The sequence below is a fragment of the uncultured Amnibacterium sp. genome, from assembly GCF_964245895.1.
Taxonomy (GTDB): Bacteria; Actinomycetota; Actinomycetes; order Actinomycetales; family Microbacteriaceae; genus Amnibacterium.
The window spans coordinates 1-3,559 of the sequence record NZ_CAXTOQ010000231.1 but is presented as its reverse complement, the minus strand read 5'-3'; the positions used below and the strand labels follow the sequence as shown (position 1 = coordinate 3,559).

At 72.7% G+C, this 3,559-nt stretch carries 4 protein-coding genes; 3 read left to right on the top strand and 1 reads right to left on the bottom strand.

Features of this window, described 5'->3' with window-relative positions; genetic code table 11:
- The 3 genes from ACFE60_RS18235 to ACFE60_RS18225 form a co-directional block, all read left to right on the top strand.
- Positions 1 to 750, top strand: a 750-nt coding sequence (locus ACFE60_RS18235; protein ID WP_375390269.1) for a DUF349 domain-containing protein, incomplete at its 5' end; no start/stop codon positions are given.
- 97 nt (positions 751 to 847) lie between these two features.
- Positions 848 to 1,408: a hypothetical protein gene (locus ACFE60_RS18230; protein ID WP_375390268.1), complete on the top strand. Its 561-nt coding sequence runs from the start codon at positions 848 to 850 to the stop codon at positions 1,406 to 1,408.
- Between the two features lie 61 nt (positions 1,409 to 1,469).
- A complete protein-coding gene (locus ACFE60_RS18225; protein ID WP_375390267.1) occupies positions 1,470 to 1,871 on the top strand; it encodes a hypothetical protein in 402 nt (133 codons plus the stop codon).
- Here the strand turns inward: ACFE60_RS18225 and ACFE60_RS18220 are convergent.
- Positions 1,850 to 3,559, bottom strand: a 1,710-nt coding sequence (locus ACFE60_RS18220; RefSeq protein ID WP_375390266.1) for a RelA/SpoT family protein, incomplete at its 5' end; no start/stop codon positions are given. The genes ACFE60_RS18225 and ACFE60_RS18220 overlap by 22 nt on opposite strands.

The window sequence follows — 3,559 nt, the reverse complement described above, 5'->3', positions numbered from 1 at the left end:
TGGCAGGAGGCGCAGCGCAGCGGCGCCCGCCTGCCGAAGGGCGAGTCGAACGACCTCTGGAAGCGGTTCCGCGACGCCCGCGGATCGATCGACGGCCAGCGCCGGGCCTACTTCGCCGAGCTCGACGCCACACAGGGCGCCGCGCGCGAGCAGAAGGAGCGCATCGTCGCGAGGGCGGAGGCGCTCTCCGCGTCGAGCGGCGACGCCATCGGCTTCTACCGCGACCTCCTCGACGAGTGGAAGCGGGCGGGTCGGGCCGGCAAGCGCGTGGACGACGCGCTCTGGGCGCGGTTCCGCGCCGCGGGCGACGCCGTCTACGCCGCGAAGGCGGACGAGCAGGCCGCGCAGGACGCCGAGTACGGCGGCAACCTGACCGCGAAGCTCGCGCTGCTCGACGAGGCGGAGCCGCTGCTGACCGCGACCGACGCCCAGTCCGCGCGGACCCGGCTGACCGCGATCCAGCGCCGCTGGGACGCGGCGGGCAAGGTGCCGCGGGAGCAGATCCGGCAGGTCGAGGACCGCCTGAGGAAGATCGAGCAGCATGTCGCGTCGCTCGAGCAGGACCACTGGCGGCGGACGGACCCCGAGACGAAGGCCCGCTCCGAGGGTCTCGCCTCGCAGCTGACGTCGGCGATCACCCGGCTGGAGGCCGAGCTCGCCGATGCGAGGGCCGCCGGCGACGCGCGGCGCGTCAAGGACGCGGAGGACGCGCTGAACGCGCGCCGCATCTGGCTCGACGCGATCGGCTGACGGGACCTGGGCCCCGGAGGTCCCCTCCCCAGGCCGGGTTCTCCACAGCCCGGCCCGCAGCGGATCGCATCGATCCGCAGCCGACGACACTCGGCGGATGCGACTCGCCCCGACCATCGATCCGACCGAGTTCCCGGAGGCGGAGCGGTCCGCGCTGCGCCTCGACGGCGACTGCCGCCGCCTCGGGCTGACCGTCGTCCCGGTCGACGTGCCGCTCGGCCCGGCGGTGCGGGCCGCGAGCCTCGCGGACGCCGTCGCCCGGCACGACCTCGTGGTCGAGCTGCTCGGCGCCGCCTGGGTCCACGGAGCGGTCGAGCACCTGCCCAGGCCGCTGCCGCTCGCGCTCGACGTCCGCACGTCGCCGCGCACGAAGATGCTGCTCCCCGCGCCGCGGGAGGCGCGCTTCCGCTCGGACGACGCGCCGCGGCTCGGCGGCGTGCGCGTCACGACGCCGCTGAAGACGGCGTTCGACCTGCTGCGGCTCCCCGACGTCCCCTCCCCCGACGCGTCGGCCGCCGCCGCCGCGCTGCTGCGGATCGCCGGGACGCCGCCGTCCATCGCCGCCGCGCTCGCGCAGCTGCAGCAGCAGTGCCCGCACAAGCAGCGCGGCATCGAGCGCCTCGCCGCGCTGCCCGTGGCCTGCGGACGAGGGCACTGAGGTCGAGGGCACTGAGGTCGAGGGCACTGCGGACGAGGACGCCCGGGGCGAGGATGGCCACGTGGAGCCGATGATCGCCGACGCGCTGGAGCCGGTGCTCACGGACATCAGGACGACCGGCGCACCCGCGCCTCGGATCGCGGACGAGCGCTGGGATCCCGAGCAGAGCACGGTGGTGCTGCTGCGCCCGGACGGGACCGGCGCGGGCGTCGGCGTCGATCGCGCCGCCTCCCGCCCGGCGCGGGTGGTGCAGGCCGCGGACGCCGCGCAGGAGTGGGTGATCGAATCGTTCTGGCGCCTCGGGCTGGCCACGGGCTGGCCGATCTGCCCGGCGCACCCCGCCACGCATCCGCTGGGTGCCGTGCTGGACGGCGATCGGCCGCTGTGGCGATGCCCAGCGGGCGCGGCGGTCGCGATCCCGATCGGGTCGCTGGAGCGGGATCAGCCCGCGGACACCCGGTAGACGTCGTAGACGGCCTCGATGCGGCGGCAGGCGTTCAGCACGCGGTCGAGGTGCGTGGTGTCGCCCATCTCGAACACGAACCGGCTGAGCGCCAGCCGGTCGGAGGAGGTCGACACCGTCGCGGACAGGATGTTCACGTGGTGCTCGGACAGCACCCGGGTCACGTCGGACAGCAGGCCGGAGCGGTCCAGCGCCTCCACCTGGATCTGCACCAGGAAGACGCTCTTCGACGTCGGCGCCCACTCGACGTCGACCATCCGCTCGGGCTCGCGCTCGAGGGACACGACGTTGTTGCAGTCCGACCGGTGCACGGAGACGCCGGCGCCGCGTGTCACGAAGCCGAGGATCTCGTCGCCCGGCACCGGGGTGCAGCACTTCGCCAGCTTGACGAGGATGTCCGGCGCCCCGCGCACGAGCACGCCCGAGTCGCTCGAGCGGATCGCCCGCTGCCGGCCGGTGGTCGGCGCCTCGAACTCGGGCTCGTCCGCCTCCTGCGTCTGCTGCACCTGCGCGAGCACGCGCTCGATGACGGACTGCGTGGACACGTGGCCTTCGCCGATCGCGGCGTACAGGGCGGAGACGTCCTCGTAGCGCATCGACGTCGCGATGCCGACCAGCACGTCCTGGCTCATCAGCTTCGTGAGCGGCAGGTTCTGCTTGCGCATCGCCCTGGCGATCGCGTCCTTGCCCTGCTCGATCGCCTCGTCCCGGCGCTCCTTGGTGAACCACTGCCGGATCTTCGTACGCGCGCGCGGGCTGCGGACGAACTGCAGCCAGTCCTTGCTCGGCCCGGAGTCGGGGTTCTTGGAGGTGAACACCTCGACGACGTCGCCGGAAGCGAGCTGCGACTCGAGCGGCACCAGCCGGCCGTTCACCTTCGCGCCCATGGTGCGGTGGCCGACGTCGGTGTGCACGGCGTAGGCGAAGTCGACCGGCGTCGCGCCGGCCGGCAGGCCGACGACCTTGCCCTTCGGGGTGAAGACGTAGACCTCCTTCGCGCCGATCTCGAAGCGCAGCCCCTCCAGGAACTCCTGCGGATCGGCGGTCTCGCTCTCCCAGTCGGACAGGTGGGCGAGCCACTGCATGTCCTCGTCGCCCGACGACGCCGGCGCGCCCGCCCGGCCGGCGACCTGCTCCTTGTACTTCCAGTGCGCCGCGACGCCGAACTCGGCGCGCTGGTGCATCTCGTTCGTGCGGATCTGGATCTCGACAGGGCGCCCCTCCGGGCCCAGCACCGTCGTGTGCAGCGACTGGTAGAGGTTGAACTTGGGGGTCGCGATGTAATCCTTGAAGCGGCCGGGCACCGGGGTCCAACGGGCGTGGATCGCACCGAGCACGGCGTAACAGTCGCGCAGGGAGTCCATCAGCACCCGGATGCCGACCAGGTCGTAGATCTCGTCGAACTCGCGGCCGCGCACAACCATCTTCTGGTAGATCGAGTAGTACTGCTTCGGCCGACCGACCACCCGTCCGCGCAGCTTCGCGGCCTTCAGGTCGTCGGTGATCGCACTCGTCACCTCCTGCACGATCTCCTCGCGCTTCGGGGTCCGCCTGCGGACGAGCGACTCGATCTCCAGGTAGAGCTTGGGGTAGAGCACCGCGAACGAGAGGTCCTCCAGCTCCAGCTTGATCGTCTGGATGCCGAGCCGGTGCGCGAGCGGCGCGTAGATCTCGAGGGTCTCCTTCGC

Bases quoted from the DNA above. Each gene is read 5' to 3' on its own strand.
- ACFE60_RS18230 (WP_375390268.1), top strand. From the start codon at position 848: ATGCGACTCGCCCCGACCATCGATCCGACCGAGTTCCCGGAGGCGGAG.